Annotated in this window: 16 protein-coding genes and 1 pseudogene; 12 read left to right on the plus strand and 5 right to left on the minus strand. The window is 39.2% G+C overall.

The features are described 5' to 3' along the window. Position 1: 1 nt before the first annotated feature. From F3G66_RS04570 to mraY, 3 genes are all read right to left on the minus strand, one after another. Positions 2 to 3238, minus strand: a complete 3237-nt coding sequence (locus F3G66_RS04570; protein ID WP_149707296.1) for a murein L,D-transpeptidase — start codon at positions 3236 to 3238, stop codon at positions 2 to 4. 126 nt (positions 3239 to 3364) lie between these two features. Continuing rightward, positions 3365 to 4582, minus strand: coding sequence for a UDP-N-acetylmuramoyl-L-alanine--D-glutamate ligase (gene murD / locus F3G66_RS04575; protein WP_149707297.1), 1218 nt, complete (start codon positions 4580 to 4582; stop codon positions 3365 to 3367). 8 nt (positions 4583 to 4590) lie between these two features. Then, a complete protein-coding gene (mraY, locus tag F3G66_RS04580) occupies positions 4591 to 5655 on the minus strand; it encodes a phospho-N-acetylmuramoyl-pentapeptide-transferase (RefSeq protein WP_149707298.1) in 1065 nt (354 codons plus the stop codon). Positions 5656 to 5734: 79 nt separating this feature from the next. Between mraY and gpmI the strand changes: the two genes are divergently transcribed. Genes gpmI through argS form a run of 6 tightly spaced genes read left to right on the plus strand, consistent with a single transcriptional unit; the run spans position 5735 to position 11941 of the window. After that, positions 5735 to 7198, plus strand: coding sequence for a 2,3-bisphosphoglycerate-independent phosphoglycerate mutase (gene gpmI / locus F3G66_RS04585; protein WP_149707299.1), 1464 nt, complete (start codon positions 5735 to 5737; stop codon positions 7196 to 7198). Between the two features lie 4 nt (positions 7199 to 7202). Then, the gene (fliR, locus tag F3G66_RS04590) at positions 7203 to 7964 is read left to right on the plus strand and encodes a flagellar biosynthetic protein FliR (RefSeq protein ID WP_149707300.1); all 762 of its coding nucleotides are present in this window, start codon (positions 7203 to 7205) and stop codon (positions 7962 to 7964) included. A gap of 57 nt (positions 7965 to 8021) precedes the next feature. Further along, the gene (locus tag F3G66_RS04595; RefSeq protein ID WP_149707301.1) at positions 8022 to 9464 is read left to right on the plus strand and encodes a Highly acidic protein; all 1443 of its coding nucleotides are present in this window, start codon (positions 8022 to 8024) and stop codon (positions 9462 to 9464) included. After that, positions 9465 to 10076 carry a guanylate kinase gene (gene gmk / locus F3G66_RS04600; RefSeq protein ID WP_084041149.1) on the plus strand — a complete coding sequence of 204 codons (612 nt, stop codon included), beginning with the start codon at positions 9465 to 9467 and terminating at the stop codon, positions 10074 to 10076. Positions 10077 to 10126: 50 nt separating this feature from the next. Continuing rightward, positions 10127 to 10348, plus strand: coding sequence for a twin-arginine translocase TatA/TatE family subunit (tatA, locus tag F3G66_RS04605; protein WP_054197075.1), 222 nt, complete (start codon positions 10127 to 10129; stop codon positions 10346 to 10348). Positions 10349 to 10357: 9 nt separating this feature from the next. Beyond that, complete coding sequence (gene argS / locus F3G66_RS04610; RefSeq protein ID WP_149707302.1) at positions 10358 to 11941, plus strand: arginine--tRNA ligase; 1584 nt, start codon at positions 10358 to 10360, stop codon at positions 11939 to 11941. Between the two features lie 41 nt (positions 11942 to 11982). On the opposite strand, the gene F3G66_RS04615 is transcribed toward argS, so the two are convergent. Next, entirely contained in the window at positions 11983 to 12159 is a 177-nt protein-coding gene (locus F3G66_RS04615) for a hypothetical protein (RefSeq protein WP_223154217.1), read from the minus strand. 103 nt (positions 12160 to 12262) lie between these two features. Here F3G66_RS04615 and F3G66_RS04620 point away from each other — a divergent pair, with 103 nt between their 5' ends. Then, a complete protein-coding gene (locus tag F3G66_RS04620; RefSeq protein ID WP_103588446.1) occupies positions 12263 to 13246 on the plus strand; it encodes a YeiH family protein in 984 nt (327 codons plus the stop codon). Here F3G66_RS04620 and nadD read toward each other — a convergent pair. Then, positions 13230 to 14111, minus strand: a complete 882-nt coding sequence (gene nadD / locus F3G66_RS04625) for a nicotinate (nicotinamide) nucleotide adenylyltransferase (RefSeq protein ID WP_103588445.1) — start codon at positions 14109 to 14111, stop codon at positions 13230 to 13232. The two genes, F3G66_RS04620 and nadD, sit on opposite strands and share 17 nt — an antisense overlap. A 79-nt stretch (positions 14112 to 14190) precedes the next feature. Here nadD and gap point away from each other — a divergent pair, with 79 nt between their 5' ends. From gap to F3G66_RS09620, 5 genes and pseudogenes are all read left to right on the plus strand, one after another. Beyond that, positions 14191 to 15189: a type I glyceraldehyde-3-phosphate dehydrogenase gene (gene gap / locus F3G66_RS04630; protein WP_084041155.1), complete on the plus strand. Its 999-nt coding sequence runs from the start codon at positions 14191 to 14193 to the stop codon at positions 15187 to 15189. A 16-nt stretch (positions 15190 to 15205) separates the two neighbouring features. Further along, positions 15206 to 16408 (plus strand): phosphoglycerate kinase, encoded by a 1203-nt coding sequence (locus tag F3G66_RS04635; RefSeq protein ID WP_149707303.1) that lies wholly within the window; start codon positions 15206 to 15208, stop codon positions 16406 to 16408. Beyond that, positions 16405 to 17082 carry a triose-phosphate isomerase gene (locus tag F3G66_RS04640; RefSeq protein WP_149707304.1) on the plus strand — a complete coding sequence of 226 codons (678 nt, stop codon included), beginning with the start codon at positions 16405 to 16407 and terminating at the stop codon, positions 17080 to 17082. Before F3G66_RS04635 ends, F3G66_RS04640 begins: the two co-directional genes overlap by 4 nt. Positions 17083 to 17403: 321 nt before the next feature. Beyond that, a complete protein-coding gene (gene fabI / locus F3G66_RS04645) occupies positions 17404 to 18222 on the plus strand; it encodes an enoyl-ACP reductase FabI (protein ID WP_149707305.1) in 819 nt (272 codons plus the stop codon). A gap of 158 nt (positions 18223 to 18380) precedes the next feature. Further along, positions 18381 to 18703 (plus strand): annotated as a pseudogene (locus F3G66_RS09620) (DUF2625 family protein). Positions 18704 to 19063: the final 360 nt, after the last annotated feature.

The following is a 19063-nucleotide window of genomic DNA, read 5'->3' on the forward strand; positions in this document are numbered from 1 at the left end:
ATTATTCCTTTACTGTAATTTTTTTTGGAGGCTTAGAGTTATTTGGATTATTTTTTATGTTAATAGTAGCATGAATACTCTTTTTGTGTTTTAATAAATTTTTCATAATTTCTTCAAACTCCAAAAGCTCTTTTTGGGTGCCAGTAACTCCAATACAACCAAGTGTTCCTTTGTTGTTGCCATCGGGATGAATTCTTAGAAGTGATCTTTCAGTTTTAAATTGTGGATTTAGGTTAAAACTAAAACCTATTCCATGAATATTCATACCAGGATTATAATCTTTGTCTTTTCTTCTGTTTCTATATGTATCAACTGTATATTCTCCATTTTGTGGAGCACCGCTTCCAAATCCACCAGCTACCATTGTAATGGACAGTATAATGTCATCATTTTCTTTTAAATATAAAAGTCCATTTCCCATTTTACTATTTTCCATTGTTCCTTCGATTAATATGTTGTATATCTTATTATTGACATCAACCCCAACCCCCTCATCCCCATCTTCCCACATACCACTATCTACTCTAGTTAAACTCTTTGATTCATTAAAAGAGTTAATAAATTTATCCATATTCTCTTTATTTAATAAATTTATACCAAGCTTATCATATTTATCTGCATTAGACTGATTATTACTAGAGCTCTCTTCTTTTGCATAAATTTGATAGCTCTTATTTGTCTTTTCATCACTTTTTAACTTTTTGCTTAGTTTGTCGTCTTCATATATATTTATCTCATTTGATGAGATATCTTTGCTTATATATAAGTAATTACCATTTTTTATTAAAGCATCGTCTTTATTATCACTAAGATTTAATTTAGCATCAAATGCCTTCTCTTTTATAGTATGCTCAAACTCATATATGATGAGCTTATCATCTTTAAATTTAATATATAAAGGTATCTTTATATCTATTCTTATATGATTTTTGCCATATCTTGTATAAAACTTAAATTTATCCTTATCGCCTTCAAGATATGCAAAAAATACTATAGTATGACCACCTTGTTTTAGCTTATCTAGATTATCTTTTTGTATAACATCTGAAATTTTAAATGTTATCTCTTTACCTTTTTGATCTTTTAAGACTATTACATCTTTTGGATTTGATTTGGATAGCTCATCATACTCTTTACTTTTTATGACCTTATATCCCCAAAGTATCTCTTTATATCTCTTACTACCTTTTTCTTGTTTATATATAGCTTTTAAGCATATTGGCTCATTTGTCTTAAATGGATACTCACTATCAGAGATTACATTTGTTATATGATCTGTTATATCTCTTAACGAGACCTTATTGCTATAGCAAAAGTTAGAGCTACTCTTATCTTGATATCCTAAAGATATTACAGCTGTATCAGAGTGAGCATGAATATCTTTAGTGCTATAAACTTTACTTAGATCACTTGAATAAAGTATAAATTTAGTATCTCCTTTATTCTCTTTGTCTATTGGGATATTAAATGTAGCTGTATATGAGTTTTTGATATCTGAGTCTTCATTTTTTACTAAAGATATACTCTCATATATACTTTTATCAAAGCAGTGATGAAGATATATCTTATCTATATCTTCGCTTGCCTTACCATCTTCGTTTTCAATGATGAGATTGTTTATTGTAAGAGTAAGACCTGAACTTGATGCTGATGTAGGTACTATATTATTGCCATGAGCTAGACGAAGCTTTATATCAAACATAGCCGAGTCTTTATCATCTCTTAGGGTAAAGTTATTTTCTTTAGCAAAATTTAATAAAGAGAAATTTAGGTGTTTGTTGTTAGATGTTTGGTCTTCAAAGTACTTCATACTTATAACGCCATCTTCTAGTTTATACTCTATATCATCGCTATTTTGCTTTATGCTAGTAAAGGTAGCACCATTTATCTTGTCTTCTTCATTTTTGTTTTCTTGATAGAGTATTACCGTATCTTTGCTCTTTGCATTTTTAAATTTTATCTCTTCATTTTTACTATCTTCGTAAGAGTCAAATTTAAAGTCAGTAAGTATTAGCTCACATAAATTTACCTTGCCATAGTTTGGCCTACTAGAATTTAGCTCTTTTGGGTTTAGCTCACTGCAATCAAATGGAGTCTGACTAGCTAGCACGACGGTAAATTCGCTCTTTTTAGGTTGAAAGACTCTAATAGGAGTTGTCATCTTTCTTGGGCATAGCAAGAGTATATTTTCTTGTTTATAAAATTCCTCCTCTCTTTGCCTTAAGAGCTTATTTATTCTTGAAGTATTTGAAGCATTTGAGCTGATTAAATTTACGCAGTATATATTTTCAAGGTTAAAGGTCTTTGTACTTTGAGTGCTTAATAAAGAATTTATCTTTGTAACAAATGGCTGAAATAAAGCCTCACACTTTGATACATCTGATGCGTTTAAATTTGATCCATTTTCTTGAAGCTTCATAAATTCTAAATGGGTGACGTTTTGGATGATCTCTTTATTGTTTTGATTTTTTAATTTATATTTTGCTTTGGATATATTTAAATGGCTAAAAACATCTATGCACTCGGCAAAATTAACATTTTGTTCATCGCTTTCATAAAGCCCAAACTGATTTGAAATTTTTTCTCGCAAAAGAGATGTTTTATTGCTTGCCTCATCACTAAAGCTTTCATATGCTAGCCAAAACCAGGCCTTAAAACGATTTTTGCTTTTGATGTAGCTTGCTAGGGATGGATCAATATTGCTTTTCTTGCTGATATAAAGAAGTGCTAAAAGCGCGACATGCTCTCTTGAAATTTGGTTATTTTGTGTATCTGAAGTAAGTGAAACGGCTTGTAAATTTTTAAGTGGAGAGTTGTTTAATTTTTGATTTATCTCTTGGATTAGCGGCGTAAGCTTTTGCTCCAAGATGGTATTTAGCTGATCTTCCGAGCTAAATTCAAACTCAGGTAAAGTATCGGAACCTCCAGACTTTGCATAAGCCCCTTTTGCGGCATCATTTATCTTTTTAAAAAGTTCATCTGTGTCTATCTTTTCTATGGTAGTCTTACTCGTGGTGTTAGTGATAGTTCGCTTGATATCTTTTATGACTTTATCTTTGTTATTTTTATAAATTTGAGTACAAATAAGTTCTATATCATCTTTTATACTAAAGCCATATCCAATGAGTAGTTTGTTGTTAGATATAAATGGTCTGCTTATGTCATTGTCATATGAAAATTTTATGATATCTATTAAATTTCTTTTAAAATTTACATCATTTCTGGGCGTTAGAGGCATTAAACTTCCTTGGAAATTTTTGCTAAATATTAGCACAAACTTAAAAAGTATTCAACAATAAAACTTTATAGTAAAAATTTATGTGTTTTTATTGTTTGATAAGGCTACTTAAAAGGGCTTGTAAATTTAAAGTGCCTTTATAAACTCTTTAAATTTATCGCCTCGCTCGGCATAACTCCTAAACTGATCAAGGCTCGCAGCTGCCGGGCTTAGAAGTGCTATCTCGCTAGTCTTTAGCTCTTTATTTATCTCATTGACAGCATTTTGCAAAAAGCCGCATTTCAAAGCCGGTATGCCAAATTTAGTCGCTAATTTCATGAGTTTGTCACTATTTGAGCCAATGGCGTAAATTTTTACTCTTAAACTCTTTAAGCCTTCAAAAAGTGGCGTCATATCAACACCTTTATCATCGCCACCAAGTATTAGATGTATGAAATGATCTTTGTAGCGTTTAACGGCCTGTATACTCGCGTCGATATTGGTCGCTTTTGTGTCATTGACCCAGGTTCTGCCATTTTTATCGCTAAATTCTTCAAGCTTATTTGCCTCGATGACGAAGGTATTTAAAAGCTCCACGTCGCAGCGGTCAAATAAAATTTTCTCCACCGCAAGTGCTAGCAACGCGTCAAGTAAAAATGGCGTTTTAAAATTTATACTATCTACGCTTATACCGCAAAAATTAGCCAAATAGCTCTCGTCTTTGTAAGCGATCACTTTTGCCTTGGTTGGCGTATTGGCGTAAATTTCAGGCACGATCGCCACGCTACTTTCGCTCATACTAGCAAGTGGCTTTAGCTTAGCCTTTTCGTATTCGCTCATGTCTCCATGCCAGCTTAAATGATCTGGAGTGATGGGCAAAAGCACGTAGATGCCAGGTGTAGCGCGGTTTGTGTAGTGCAGGGTAAATGAGCTAGTCTCAAGTATCCAAATTTTAGCGTGCGGATCTAAATTTGCTAGCGCGATGCCGACGTTTCCGCCCATGACTGAGCCCTTGCTCTCTAGTAAATGCTGCATCATCTTTGTGGTCGTCGTCTTGCCGTTTGTGCCGCTTATCCAGACGTTAAATGGCAGATTTTCTTTATAAATTTCATAAAAATAGTCATACTCGCTAACTAAATTCTTAGCTTTTTTAATAAGCTCATGATAAGGCGGAATGCCTGGACTTGGTATCTCTAGGCCGCTTTTTGCTGGATCAAATTCACTAACTGGCAAAAGAGTATTGCCAAACTCATCTTTTAAAATTTCACTAAATTTATCATCATAGATATCCCAAAATCCATCTTTTATGAAATTTTTAGCGATCGCCTTTATCGTGCCACCGTAGCCAAATAGCGATTTTCTCATGACTTTCCTTATCTGATCTTTAGTGCGGTTAGTGCTATTAGATTTGCTAAAAGTGCGATGATCCAAAAGCGAACGATGATCTTATTTTCTGCCCAGCCTTTTATTTCAAAATGGTGATGTATAGGCGCCATGAGGAAAATTCTACGTTTAAAAATTTTAAAGCTGCTCACTTGCAAGATAACGCTTAGGGTCTCAACAACAAAAATGAGGCCGATGACGATAAGCAAAATTTCGTTTTTGGTCGCAACGCCCATAAAACCGATATATGCTCCAACGCTTAAGCTACCGCTATCGCCCATAAAGACTTCGGCTGGATGGCAGTTAAACCATAAAAAGCCAATCAATGAGCCAATTAAAGCTGAAGATACAACAACGCTTTCACCAACACCTATGATCTTTGGCAAGAGCAAATATGAGCTAAAGACCGCATGTCCGCAGATATAAGCAAAAATGCCAAGTGTTAGAAGCGAAAATATAGATGGCACTGTAGCTAGCCCGTCAAGCCCGTCTGTTAAATTTACTGAATTTGAAGCAGCGACTATGACCAGTGTCCAAAAGAAAATGGCAAAAATTTTTAAATCCAAAATAGGTTGCTTAAAAAAAGGTAGATAAAACTCCGTGCTAAGCTCATGACTTGCATATAAAAAAATAGAAATAACAAAGGCTATTAAAAACTGAAAAAAGAGTTTTGCTTTTGGGCTTAGGCCAGCGTGATTTTTTGCTCCTAAAATTTTACTGTAATCGTCCTTGTAGCCAAGCAGCGTAAAGTAAACTAGGCAAAAGAGAGATGTTAAGACAAATGCGTTATCAAGCCTTGCGCAAATTATCGTGGAAAGTACGGCTGTAAAGACAAAAACAAGTCCGCCCATGGTCGGCGTTTTGGCCTTTTTTTGGTGAGTTTGTGGGGCAAGCTCGTAGATAGGCTGGGCGGCGTTTTTTGCCTTTGCCCAAGCGATAAATTTGGGCATCAAATAAGTTGTGAGTGCAAAAGCGATGAAAAAAGCGATACCAGCACGGACGGTGATGTATTGAAAGATATTAAAATTTAAAATTTCATAGATATAGTAAAACATGAGAGCCTTTATTTTTAAAAAAAGCAATTTTAGTATAATGGCCTTAAAAATTATCTAAAATTAAGGATAAATTTTCAAAATGAGTCAAAAAACTATTTTAATAATAACTGATGGTATTGGATTTAATAAAAGCGATAAATTTAACGCATTTGAGGCGGCTAAAAAGCCAAATTACGAGAAATTTTTTAAAGAAATTCCAAACTCGCTCATAAAAACCTCTGGAAACGCTGTGGGACTGCCTGAAGGACAGATGGGAAACAGCGAAGTAGGGCATATGTGTATAGGAAGTGGGCGAGTTTTGTATCAAAATTTGGTCAAAATTTCACGCAGCTTTAATGACGGCTCGATAGCAGAAAATGAAGCCCTAAAAGCTCTTTTTAAAAAGTGCAAGAAGATCCACGTCATAGGGCTTTATAGCGACGGCGGCGTGCACTCTCACATGGAGCATTTTGATGGCATGTGCGAGCTTGCTAGCAAAAGTGGCTGCGAAGTTTTTGCCCACGCTATAACCGACGGACGCGATGTCAGCCCAAATAGCGGTATAAATTTCATCAAAAGCTTGGAGGCTAAATTTAAAATAGCAACCGTTTGTGGCAGATTTTACGCGATGGATAGAGATAAACGCTGGGAACGTGTAAAAGAGGCCTATGATAGCTTGGTAAATGGAGCAAATTTAAGCAGCTTATCGCCAAGTGAGTATCTACAAAAAAGCTACGATGAGGGCGTGACAGATGAGTTTGTAAAGCCAGCTAGTTTTAATGGCTTTAGTGGCATGGGCGAAGATGACGGCGTGATCGTAATAAATTTTAGAAATGATAGGGCAAGAGAGATTTGCCAGGCTCTAGGCGAGGAGAAATTTAGCGAGTTTGAGCGACCTTTTGCTATCAAAAATCTAATCACCATGACCGAATACGACGCAAATTTTAAATTTGAAGTGCTCTTTAAAAATGAAAAAATAAAAAACACGTTAAGCGAGGTCATAGCAGCGGCTGGGCTAAGGCAGCTTCACACGGCTGAAACTGAAAAATACGCCCACGTAACATTTTTCTTTAATGGTGGCGTCGAGGAGTTAGCTAGCAATGAAACAAGGGTGCTTATCCCTAGCCCAAAGGTAAAGACCTATGACGAAAAGCCAGAGATGAGCGCAGCAGAAGTTTGCAAAGCCGTGATAAAAGGCATGGATGACGAGCAAGACTTCATAGTGGTAAATTTCGCAAATGGCGATATGGTAGGGCACACTGGCAACTATGAGGCCGCTATAAAAGCAGTAGAGGCAGTAGATACGGCTCTTGGAGAAATTTACGCTAAAGCAAAAGAGAAAAACTATGCGATGATCATCACGAGCGATCACGGAAACTGCGAAGAGATGCGCGATAGCAGCGGTGAGCTACTGACAAACCACACGACTTATGATGTCTTTTGTTTTGTGATGGCTGATGGCGTAAAAAAAGTAAAAAACGGTGGTCTAAACAATATCGCTCCTAGTGTTTTAAAGATTATGGGGCTTGAAATCCCAGCTGAGATGGACGAGGCGTTAATATAAAATAATGGAGCTAGTCGAGTTTTTTGGAGCGGATAAAGTCATAACCTTCATGCTCCTTTTTGCACGTCTTAGTGGGCTTATTGTATTTTTCCCATTCTTTTCTCACAATCAAATCCCGCTTAGCGTAAAAACTTTGCTAGTTTTTGCCCTTTGTGTTGTGCTTTTTCCGCTTTCACACGCCCATGAGCATGCTATAAATTTTTTGATTATGGAAATTTTAAGTGAGGCCATGCTCGGACTTTGCGCTGGGCTTTTGCTAAATATCGTTTTTGCCATACTTCAAATGGCTGGCGAGCAAATCTCGATGATTATGGGTTTTTCGATGGCTTCAGTGCTTGATCCGCAAACTGGTACAAATTCGCCAGTAATCGCAAATATTTTAAATTTTATCGCGCTTCTTGCATTTTTGATGCTTGATGGGCATCATTTGATATTACAGTTTTATTCCACTTCACTTTCTACTATACCGCTTGGAGATTTTTATCCAAGAAGCGGTGTGATGAGCTACGCCCTAAAGCTTTTTGGCAATCTTTTTATGTTTGGATTTGTTCTGGCTTTTCCTATTATCGCGCTTTCTATACTTTCGGATGCTATTTTTGGCATGCTTATGAAAACTATGCCACAATTTAACCTATTAGTCGTTGGTTATCCTATTAAGGTAAGTATTGGCTTTTCGGTTTTGATAGCTATTTTAGCTGGCATTGTAAAAATCATAACTGATATGATGGTGCAGATTTTAAACGATATGCCAGCACTATTTTTTTAAGTAAATAGCAATGAAATTTATCATAGAATACAGCCTCAAGCTCTTCAAGGAGGGATCATGAAAGTTGCACTTGTAAACAAAAACCCCGCAGTTTCTCGCCTTATAACGTTAAGTTTAAATAAACTAGGCATAGAATATAGCGAATTTGACGATGTTAATAGTGTTGGCGATCAATTTGATTATATTATCATCGATAGCGATATGGATAGCAGCGATGTTAATTTAAATCAAAAGATAATGTATCTAGCACCTAGAGGCGGTGAAAAGCCTGATTTTGCTGATGTTATGCTTGAAAAGCCCTTTTTACCAACAGAATTTATTAGTTTATTTGAACAAAACAAAGATACTGACAATGATAAAGAACTTGAACTTGGACTAGATGAGTCTGTAAATTTTAATGACTTTGACGAAAGCAATAAAAACTTTGATGATTTAGAAAATTTTGAGCTTCCAGAAATTGATATGGGACTTGAAAATTTAGCAAAAGAAGATGATGAGGCAGATAAATTTGATAATGAGGCTTTAGATGATGAGTTTTTAAAAGAGGAGCTAAGTGAACTAGAGACCGAGGATTTAAAGGATAAAGATATCAGTTTTGATGAAACAGACACTGAACTCATAGATGATGATATGATAAATGACATAGCTAGCAAATATATGGCTGATTCAGAAGATATAGATAAATCCTTAGAGCAAAATAATGAGCCGCCTGTGATAAAAGAAGAGCATGGTGATAACTTTGATGAGCTTAGTTCGCTTGTAGATGAGATAGATGATATGGGCGAGAGTGACTTGGCGGATGAAGAGGCGAAAAACGAGCTTGATAAAATGGTCGAGCAAAATTCTCAAAATTTAGAAACTGCCGAGCTTAATGAAGATTTTGTAGATGATATAAGCCAAAGTAAAAAAGAGCTCAGCGAGATCGAGTCTTTGGATAAAGAGCTAAACGAAGAAGCTAGCGAAGATAGCGAAAATTTTGATGAGCTAGAGACTGATTTTGGCAATGATGAAAATTTTGAGCCTGAAAGCAGCGAGGCAAATTTGATAGATGAAGCTAGTCAAAATTTAGAGGAAGATAGAGATGAAGAATCTACCAAAGAAGCAGAGGACATTTCTTTGGATGAAGATATAGACCTTGAAAAAGAGCCAGCTAAAGAAGATCATGAAGAAATTTCTGAAGAAGTCCTTGCGCAAGAAGATCTAGGTATGGTAGATGAGGTGTTTGAGGAAGAAAATTTTAAAGAAGAGACGTTGGGTAGCCTAAATTTTGATGTAGCGTCTATTGAGGAAATAGATGAAAATACGATGCAAGCAGCATTTGGATTAAATATTGCTCCACAAACTAGCTCATGCGATGAAACAAAAATCGATGCTGACTATAAAGAAGAGCTAACCAAAAAGATCACAAAACACGTCCATGAGTCGTTAAATGAAAGCTCGCTAAGAGATGTGCTAAAAGATATGAACATAAAGATAAATATAAGTTTTGAGGAAAAGTAGTTGCAAGGACAAATTTTAGTAGTTTCTGGGCCTAGTGGAAGTGGGAAAAGTACGCTTTTGGGCCGTCTTTTAAAGGAAGAGAAAGATCTTTATTTTTCTATTTCAAGCACGACAAGGGCAAAAAGAGAAGGTGAAGTTGATGGAGTGGATTACTATTTTATAAAAGAAGATGAGTTTAAAAGCGGCATAGAAAAGGGCGAATTTTTAGAATGGGCGCAGGTGCATAAAAACTATTATGGAACGAGTCTAAAACCAGTTTTGGCAGCACTTGAGGCTGGGAAGATAGTGATATTTGACATTGATGTGCAAGGCTTTCATATCGCACTTGAAAAATTTAAAAGCTACATAACTTCGGTTTTTATAACAACTGCAAATAAAAAAGAGCTTAAAAAACGCTTGAAAAACCGCGGAACTGATAGCGACGAAACGATAGAAAATCGCCTAATGAACGCAGTTGGCGAGATGGAGCACATCTTAGAATATGATTATTTTTTGGTAAATGATGACATTGAAAAGAGTTATAAGGGTCTAAAATCAATTCTTAGAGCGATGAGGTTAAAAAGCACGAAAATAGATCTAAGACGCGTTATTGATGAGTGGATAGATTGCTAGAAATTCAGGAATTTATGATAACATTTTGAAAAATTTATTGAGGAGAAAAAATGGGTTCTTTTAGTATTGGTCACTGGCTAGTTGTTTTAGCGATTATTGTTTTACTTTTTGGAGCAAAGAAGATCCCAGAACTTGCAAAAGGACTAGGCAAAGGCATAAAGACTTTTAAGGCTGAGATGGAAGATACAACACCTGAAAAAAGTGAGAAAGTCGAGCATAAAGAAGAGAATGCCAATAGTCAAAAAATAGAAGAAACAACTAAAAACGCATAGGTTTTAGAGTTGAAAAATAAAATAAAAGCTGAAATTTCAAAGGTTTTAGAGCGTGAATTTGTGCTTGAAAAGCCAAAGGATAAAAATTTAGCCCACTATGCTACGCCACTTTTTGGCCTTGCAAAGGAGCTAAAAAAGTCGCCAGCCATGATAGCTAGCGAGTTTGCTGATAAATTTAGTGATAGCAAAATAGTTGAAGCTAGTGCAGTAAATGGCTACTTAAATTTCAAGCTAAAAAGCGAGTTTTTAGATGAAATTTCAAAGCAAATTTTACTAGACAGCGAAAATTTTGCAAAAGAAGATGCGAAAAAAGATAGCTATTTAATAGAATACATCAGTGCAAATCCAACTGGACCACTTCACATCGGACACGTTAGAGGTGCGGTTTACGGTGATACTTTGGCAAGACTTGGTAAAAGGCTTGGCTACGCTATCTCAACAGAATACTATATAAACGATGCTGGTAATCAAATCGATCTGCTTGGCACTTCGATATCTCTCGCGGCTAAAGAACAGCTTTTTAACGAAAGTGTTGTCTACCCAGAGAAATATTACCGAGGCGATTATATTTTAGATATTGCCAGGCTTGCAAATGAGAAATTTGGTAAGGAAATTTTTTATGACGCGAGCAGGAATCTCGAGCTTGCCGAGTTTGGCAAGGATATCGTACTTGAGATCATTAAAAAAGATTTAGCAGATGTCGGGATATTTATAGAGAGCTGGGCTAGCGAAAAGGCTCTTTATGATGGCCTAGAGCCAACTATAAACAAGCTAAAACGTTCAAATCAAATGTATGAAAAAGAGGGCGCTACTTATATCGCTTCGACTACGCTTGGCGATGATAACGATAGAGTCGTAGTTAGAAATGACGGCAGGCCAACATATCTAGCTGGTGACATCATCTATCATAACGCCAAATTTGAGAAAAATTTCGATCACTATATAAACATTTGGGGTGCTGACCACCACGGATATATTGCAAGGCTAAAGGCTGCGATAAATTTCCTTGGATACGATGAAAACAAGCTTGAAGTGATACTTATGCAGATGGTTAGTTTGCTAAAAGATGGCAAGCCGTACAAGATGAGCAAGCGTGCTGGCAATGCCGTGCTGATGAGCGATATAGCAGGCGAAATCGGTGCTGAGGCGCTTAGATTTATTTTTATAAGCAAGGCAAATACGAGCAGTCTGGAATTTGACGTAGATGAGCTTAAAAAAGAGGATAGCTCAAATCCTATTTTTTATATAAACTACGCTCATGCTAGGATAAATCAAATCTTCGCAAAGGCTGAGAAAAATGTTCAAGATATAATCAATGCAAATTTTGAATGCCTAGATGAAAATGCTAAAAATTTACTTTTTGAAGCGCTTATATTACCTGAAATTTTAGAGGATGCTTTTGCTTCAAGGCAGCTTCAAAAGATACCAGACTATCTAAAGTCGCTGGCTGCTAGTTTTCATAAATTTTATAATGAAAACCGTGTGGTTGGAAATGAAAATGAAGATAGCTTACTAAAAGTCTTTGCAGTCGTTGCTGTCTCGATAAAAACAGCATTTAATATAATGGGAATCACAGCTAAAGATAGGATGTAGGAGAGTTAAAATTTTTGGTAAATTTTTTATTTATATGTTATTTAAAGATGTAAATAAGTAAGCCTTTGATCACCTGATTTTATGAGATTTTCTAGTGCACTTCGCAAGGCTTTTGCGTCGCTATTTTCATGGGATAAAAAATTTACTTGACCAAATTTCTTTCTAAGCTTTTCTAGTTCTAGGCTGGTAAAAGTATATTTTTCGCCAAGGATGATCATAGGCCTATCCCTTTATCTTTATTTTAAATTTGCATTATAAAATTCGTCCAATTATACCCAAACGTGCTAATTGCATTTTTAAAAAATAGATTAAGGTTAAAATATGTCTCATAAATTTCTTGCTGTGCTTGTTTTAGCGCTGATCTCTGCCATTTCTTTTGCGCTCTCAAACACGATTTTAGCTAAATTTCACACCAGCCCGCTCATTATCTCTATCATTTTAGGCGCCATTTTTGCAAATCTTTTCACCAAACAGACACAAATTTTAAAATCTAGTGGCGTCGTAGCGATCGCTGGGAAGCAAATTTTAAGGCTAGGCATCATACTTTTTGGCTTTAACATAAGCCTTAGCGAGATCGCAAGTGTCGGCACTCTTGGCGTGATATATGCAGCTTTTATGGTCTTTGCGACCTTTTGTTTTGCACTTTTTACCGCTAAGGCTTTGGGGCTTAGCAAAGATAGTGCCGTGCTCATTGGCTCAGGGGCAAGCATATGCGGCGCAGCTGCTGTTATGGCTACTCAAAATGAGATAAAAGCAGACGCAAACAAGCTTGCTATCGCCATTTGCACGGTGGTGCTCTTTGGGACGATTGGTATGTTTATCTATCCATTTATCGCTAAATTTCTAGCTCTCACGCCACACCAAACCGGCTTTTTTATCGGTGGCTCACTTCATGAGGTAGCCCATGTAGTCGCAGCCTCAGCAGCATTTGATAGCACAGCAAGCAGCACCGCCGTCATCATAAAAATGCTTCGTGTCATCATGCTAGTACCATTTTTGTTTTTGCTAAATTTCTTAAATTTAAGCCAAAATAGCGGCGGCTCAAAGCTAAAGAGCATACCATGGTTTGCGCTATTTTTCTTAGTGGCGATCTGCGTTAGATCTTTGCCATTTTTCCCTGAAAATTTGGTGCAAATTTTAAAGCTAGCAGCTAGCATTTGCCTTTGCGTCGCGATGTGTGCTTTGGGGTTTGGGATAGATAGAAGCATTTTTAAAGCGACGGGCAAAAAGCCATTTTTGCTAGCATTTTTTATATTTTTATGGCTTATTTGCTCATCGCTTGTTTTTGTTAAGACTCTTTGCTAGTTTTTAGCTTTTGCAAAAACTCTTCGATGTTGTATTTTGCCCTGTAAGCTGGGCTTAAAAGATGTATCAAGATGTCGCCAAGGTCCATCACGATCCAATCAGGCGAGCTCTCCGTGCCTATAAATTTCTCTCCAATAGGCTTAAGCTCCTCTTTTAGATCCTCAGCCAGCGAGTAAGCGTGCCTCTCGCCAAGCGTGGTAGCGATAACTACGGCTTTTACGAAATAATCATCTCCACTCATATCAAACACTTGTATCTCTTCAGCCTTTTTTGCATCTAAAACCTTAACTATACTTTCGGTGCGCTCTTGCATCGATCTCTCTTGCATCTTTAATCCTTGGTAAAAATTTATAATTTCATCTTTTATCTTGCTAGGCAGCTCATCAAGCCCCTTTTGGTGCCTGATCTGCGACGAGCTAACGTCCACGTGCACGTCCATTTTTTGTAGATTACGTGGAATTTCTATGTGATTGCGCTTGGCGATCACAAACTGCACTAAGCTTTTTAGCTCCTCGTAGCCATGCCACTTATTAAGCGTGGCTAGGTGGTCCGCACCTATTATGAGATAAAATTTTTCTATCTTAAATTTCTCATACAAATACTTAACCGTCTCTATGGTAGGCACTGGGCGAGCCAAATTTATCTCATAGTCTGAGATCTCGACCTTCTCTAGGCCGCCCCAAATTTCTCTTATCCACTTTAGGCGAAGCTCTGGCGGAGCTGAAAATTCGCTCTTAAAGGGACTTATAAAAGTTGGCATGATGATGAGCTTGTCGATATCTAGGCTACTTAGTGCCATTTTCACAATGCTATCGTGTCCTAAATGAACCGGATCAAAGCTCCCGCCAAAAAGTGCTAACTTCATCTATTAAAGTGCCTTGTTTATATTTGTTTTAAAATTCTTTTTTGTAGAATTAGGCGTAATTATATCAAAAGGAGCTAAGATGTCAGTTAAAGTAGCAATAAACGGCTTCGGGCGTATCGGCAGGTGCGCTGCTCGTATTATTTTAGAGCGAGACGACGTTGAGCTTGTCGCTATCAACGACACGGCGACGCGCGACATGACGCGCTATCTGCTCAAATACGACAGCGTGCACGGCGAATTTAAGCAAGACGTTAAGGTGATAAGCGACGATTTTATAGAAGTAAACGGCAAAAAGATAAGAGTTTTTTCAACAAGAGATCTAAACGAGCTTAGCTACGCAGACTACGGCGCAGACGTGGTTTTGGAGTGTACGGGCAAGTTTTTGACCACTGAAAAATGCGAGCCTTATCTAGCTCGCGGCATCAAAAAAGTCGTCATGAGCGCTCCGGCAAAAGACGACACGGCGACGTTTGTAGTCGGCGTAAACGATGATAAATACGCAGGCGAAGCGATCGTCTCAAACGCAAGCTGCACCACAAACGGCCTAGCGCCCGTCGCAAAGGTGCTAAACGATAAATTCGGCATCGTAAAAGGGCTGATGACCACGATCCACGCTTATACGAACGGACAGAGCCTAGTAGACGTAAAGGCTAAAGACTTCCGCCGCTCGCGCGCTGCGGCCCTAAATATCGGGCCTACGACCACCGGAGCGGCAAAAGCGATCGCAAAAGTACTTCCCGAGCTAAACGGCAAGATGCACGGACAAAGCGTGCGCGTACCGGTAGCAAACGTTTCTATGGTCGATCTAACGGCGGTTTTAAAAAGGCCGGCTAGCAAAGAGGAGATAAACGAGGCGTTTAGAGCGGCTGCCGAGTCGAATTTGAAGGGAATTTTATTCGTCGATGACGATTATAGGGTTAGTAGCGACTTTTGCACGAGCGCATACAGCAGCATCGTGGCTAGCGACACTACGCAGGTCATCGCTGATGATATGGTAAAGGTCTTTGCGTGGTACGACAACGAGTGGGGTTACTCGACAAGGCTTGTAGACCTAGCTAAGATCGTAGCTACGAAGTAAATTTAAAGGGTGAAAAATGAGTGAAATTTTATCGATAAACGACCTTGAGCTCGGCGGCGCGAAAGTATTTGTTAGGTGCGATTTTAACGTGCCGATGGACGAGTTTTTAAACATCACCGACGACCGCCGTATCCGCTCGGCGATCCCTACGATCCGCTACTGCCTAGATAACGGCTGCAGCGTGGTTTTGGCTAGCCACCTAGGGCGCCCTAAAAACGGCTTCGAGGAGAAATTTTCGCTGCGAGGTGTGGCAAAGAGACTTTCAAGGCTGCTTGATAGAGACGTGATATTTGCCGAGGACGTCGTCGGCGCGGACGCCAAAGCCAAAGTCGCTGCGCTAAAACCGGGCGAAATTTTACTTCTTGAAAATTTGCGCTTTGAAAAGGGCGAAACAAAAAATGACGAAGCTTTAGCAAAAGAGCTTTCAGAATTTGGTGAATTTTATATAAACGACGCGTTTGGCGTCTGCCACAGGGCGCACGCATCGGTTGAAGCGATCACTAAATTTTACGACGAGAAGCACAAAGCGGCGGGATTTTTGCTACAAAAAGAGATAAATTTTGCTCAAAATCTCATCAAACACCCTGCGCGCCCGTTTGTGGCGGTCGTTGGCGGCAGTAAGGTAAGCGGCAAGCTACAAGCCCTGCACAACCTGCTTCCGCGCGTGGATAAGCTGATAATCGGCGGCGGCATGGCGTTTACGTTTTTAAAATCTCTGGGCGAAAATATCGGAAATTCGCTGCTTGAAGAAGATCTCATCGAGGACGCGCGAGAAATTTTACGCAAGGGCAGGGGACTCGGCGTTAAAATTTACCTTCCAGTAGACGTCGTCGCAGCTCAGACCTTTTCGGCCGAAAGCGCCGTAAAATTCGTTCCCGCTCAAGAAATACCTAGCGGCTGGATGGGGCTAGACATCGGACCGGCGTCGATTAGGCTATTTAAAGAGGTCATCGCCGATGCGCAAACCATCTGGTGGAACGGACCTATGGGCGTTTTTGAGATGGATAAATTTAGCAAAGGTAGCATCAAAATGAGCCATGCTATCATCGACACTCACGCGACTACGGTCGTTGGCGGCGGCGATACGGCCGACGTCGTCGAGCGCGCGGGAGACGCCGACGAGATGACCTTTATCTCGACTGGAGGCGGCGCGAGTTTGGAGCTAATAGAGGGCAAAGAGCTACCCGGCATAAAACCGCTTAGAAAGGCTATAGAGTGAGGTTTTTAGCAAATTTAAAGTGCAATCACACGAGAGCGAGCTTTGCTAAATACGCTCAAATTTTAGATGCAAATTTAAGCGCAAACGACGACGTTACGGTATTTCCTCCGTTTAGCGCGCTTGATCTTGCGGCTCATAAATTTAAACTCGGCGCGCAAAATTTCTACCCATGCGAAAGCGGCGCTCACACCGGAGAGATCGGTAAGGCGATGCTGGACGAGTTTGGCGTAAAAAGCGTGCTGATCGGGCACTCCGAACGACGCGAGCTTGGCGAGAGCGAGGAGCTTTTGCGAGCTAAATTTGATTTTGCCGTAAAGGCGGGCTGGCAGATCGTCTACTGCATTGGCGAAAATTTGAGCGTGAACGAAGCTGGCGGCACGAAGGAGTTTTTGGCGGAACAGCTAAAAAATATCGACCTTGGCTACGAGCGGCTGCTGATCGCCTACGAGCCCGTCTGGGCGATAGGCACGGGCAAGAGCGCTAGCGCGGAGCAAATTGAGAATGTTTTAAATTTCATCCGCGAGCAGACGAGCGCGCCGCTACTTTACGGCGGAAGCGTAAATGTCGCAAATATCGGCGGGATAGCGGGTATTAAAAACTGCGACGGAGTACTAGTAGGTACGGCAAGCTGGGATGCTTCTGGTTTCTTGGAACTTATACGCGTTGTCTCGTGAGTGTCTTTTAATGAGTTGGAAATTTTAAGTCTGTGACAGGCTATGTGCCTAGTCTTGACTTAAAATTTCTGCACAACATTAAAATCCATCTCACGATACTATCGCTATCAAATTTGGTTTCAAATTTGAATTGTGAATTTTTAAGTCAAATTGCGAAGGATTTTTTGCTTAGTTAAGGTAGGATTTAAAAAATAAGCAGAGTAAGCATATAGTTTGTGGGTATTGCTTTTAAATTTTTTAATGAAAGATAAATAACTCTGCTTGTAGCTGTAAGCTTGTGAAGCAGAAAAAGTTAAGTAGCTTTAATAAAAAGGAGAACAAATGATATTAAAAGGTAAAAAAGGTCTAATCGTCGGCGTTGCTAACGCTAAGTCAATAGCTTACGGCATTGCAAAAGCTTGCTGCGATCAAGGTGCGCAGATGGCGTTTACCTACCTAAATGACGCTCTTAAAAAGCGCGTAGAGCCGATCGCTGAGGAATTTGGTAGCAAATTTGTCTACGAGCTTGACGTAAATAATCAGGTACATTTAGATGAGCTCGCAGGTCAAATCAAAAAAGACCTTGGCGAGATTGATTTTGTCGTGCATGCCGTGGCCTATGCGCCAAAAGAAGCACTAGAGGGTGAGTTTGTAAACACCACAAAAGAAGCCTTTGACATCGCGATGGGCACGAGCGTGTATTCGCTACTAAGCCTCACACGCGCGGTGCTGCCAGTGCTAAAAGAGGGCGGTTCGGTGCTTACTCTTACATACCTTGGTGGACCAAAATTTGTGCCACACTACAACGTAATGGGCGTTGCTAAAGCGGCACTTGAAAGCTCAGTTCGCTATCTAGCACACGACCTTGGCGCTAAAAATATCCGTGTAAATGCGATCAGCGCAGGCCCAATTAAAACGCTTGCCGCAAGCGGAATAGGCGATTTTAGGATGATTTTACGCTACAACGAAGTAAATAGCCCGCTAAAGCGCAACGTCACGACTGAAGATGTCGGTAACAGCGCGATGTATCTGCTTAGCGACCTTGCTAGCGGCGTAACAGGCGAAGTTCACTACGTAGACTGCGGCTATAACATCATGGGCATGGGCGACGTGGCTACCGACGCCGAGGGCAATACGATCCTAGCTTGGGACGCAAAATAATCTACTAATACAAATTTGGCGGGGTGACTCGCCAAACTCTTCTTTTAAATTTCATTAAATTTATTGTAACGGTACACAATAAGAGCTCTAGGGTGGCTTATAGATACAAATAAGCCAGGCTTGGGAGCTTGGTCGAAGAACGGCTAAATAAGCTAAAAATGGGTGAAATTTTACTGCGTGATGAGAGCAGGGCGCAAAGCGAGCTTTTAGGGCTTCAGGTAGCTACTTGCTCACCGATGGGAGCGCTTGTTTATGGGTGTGGTGGCATAGTAATAGACGGCAATTGGCTGCGCGTGCTTGACTCTGGATGTGAGCGGATGAAGTATGGAATTCATAGATTTAATCTTGAAAGAGCTTTAGTGAAGAAAAGCATATGCCTAGCAACTTACTCGTGACAAACGATGTTTTGTGTAAATTTTTCGCGATAAATGGCGGCACCTTTGGTGGTAAAGTGGGCAACGTTTTACTACGCACCAGATAGCAGCAAATGGGAGGATACGCAGCTTGACTACTCATAGTTTTTATAATGGTCGCTTTGCGGTGATATATCTAAATTTTGCGCGCTTTATCGCTGGGACTGCTGGTGTGAGGATGTGAGAAATTTTAGTCTTGATAGGACGATATTTGTGCTACCACCTATACTTTAGCAAGACATCAACGTAAGCCTAAGACTAAAAGATATGAAAAAAGATAGTATTTGCATTAATGAATTTTTCAATTTTGCCTTCAAGGGCGTCTAATAAATTTGTATGTTACTTCTATTAGATCCAAGAGTTTCGCTCTATCTTATTTAAAATTTATAAAATTTTTTCATAATTTACTTAAGAGTGTTTATAAAAAT

Source organism: Campylobacter concisus (genome assembly GCF_902460665.1).
GTDB lineage: Bacteria > Campylobacterota > Campylobacteria > Campylobacterales > Campylobacteraceae > Campylobacter_A > Campylobacter_A concisus_AL.